The organism is Vibrio sp. 704 (genome assembly GCF_033339295.1).
Genome location: NZ_JAWOUH010000061.1, coordinates 1 through 1,599, shown reverse-complemented (window position 1 = coordinate 1,599; position 1,599 = coordinate 1). Strand labels below are relative to the sequence as shown.

The following is a 1,599-nucleotide window of genomic DNA, read 5'->3' as shown; positions in this document are numbered from 1 at the left end:
AATGTTCAGTATTCATTGAGCCGAACAAAATCTTAAATTGAAGAGTTTGATCATGGCTCAGATTGAACGCTGGCGGCAGGCCTAACACATGCAAGTCGAGCGGAAACGAGTTATCTGAACCTTCGGGGAACGATAACGGCGTCGAGCGGCGGACGGGTGAGTAATGCCTAGGAAATTGCCCTGATGTGGGGGATAACCATTGGAAACGATGGCTAATACCGCATGATGCCTACGGGCCAAAGAGGGGGACCTTCGGGCCTCTCGCGTCAGGATATGCCTAGGTGGGATTAGCTAGTTGGTGAGGTAAGGGCTCACCAAGGCGACGATCCCTAGCTGGTCTGAGAGGATGATCAGCCACACTGGAACTGAGACACGGTCCAGACTCCTACGGGAGGCAGCAGTGGGGAATATTGCACAATGGGCGCAAGCCTGATGCAGCCATGCCGCGTGTGTGAAGAAGGCCTTCGGGTTGTAAAGCACTTTCAGTCGTGAGGAAGGTAGTGTAGTTAATAGCTGCATTATTTGACGTTAGCGACAGAAGAAGCACCGGCTAACTCCGTGCCAGCAGCCGCGGTAATACGGAGGGTGCGAGCGTTAATCGGAATTACTGGGCGTAAAGCGCATGCAGGTGGTTTGTTAAGTCAGATGTGAAAGCCCGGGGCTCAACCTCGGAATAGCATTTGAAACTGGCAGACTAGAGTACTGTAGAGGGGGGTAGAATTTCAGGTGTAGCGGTGAAATGCGTAGAGATCTGAAGGAATACCGGTGGCGAAGGCGGCCCCCTGGACAGATACTGACACTCAGATGCGAAAGCGTGGGGAGCAAACAGGATTAGATACCCTGGTAGTCCACGCCGTAAACGATGTCTACTTGGAGGTTGTGGCCTTGAGCCGTGGCTTTCGGAGCTAACGCGTTAAGTAGACCGCCTGGGGAGTACGGTCGCAAGATTAAAACTCAAATGAATTGACGGGGGCCCGCACAAGCGGTGGAGCATGTGGTTTAATTCGATGCAACGCGAAGAACCTTACCTACTCTTGACATCCAGAGAACTTTCCAGAGATGGATTGGTGCCTTCGGGAACTCTGAGACAGGTGCTGCATGGCTGTCGTCAGCTCGTGTTGTGAAATGTTGGGTTAAGTCCCGCAACGAGCGCAACCCTTATCCTTGTTTGCCAGCGAGTAATGTCGGGAACTCCAGGGAGACTGCCGGTGATAAACCGGAGGAAGGTGGGGACGACGTCAAGTCATCATGGCCCTTACGAGTAGGGCTACACACGTGCTACAATGGCGCATACAGAGGGCGGCCAACTTGCGAAAGTGAGCGAATCCCAAAAAGTGCGTCGTAGTCCGGATTGGAGTCTGCAACTCGACTCCATGAAGTCGGAATCGCTAGTAATCGTGGATCAGAATGCCACGGTGAATACGTTCCCGGGCCTTGTACACACCGCCCGTCACACCATGGGAGTGGGCTGCAAAAGAAGTAGGTAGTTTAACCTTCGGGGGGACGCTTACCACTTTGTGGTTCATGACTGGGGTGAAGTCGTAACAAGGTAGCGCTAGGGGAACCTGGCGCTGGATCACCTCCTTAAACGATGATTAT

Annotated in this window: 1 rRNA gene; it reads left to right on the top strand. The window is 53.0% G+C overall.

The window, feature by feature from the left end:
• The first annotated feature begins 34 nt into the window (after nt 1-34).
• A 16S ribosomal RNA gene (locus tag R7R24_RS24385) occupies nt 35-1,587 on the top strand.
• Nucleotides 1,588-1,599: the final 12 nt, after the last annotated feature.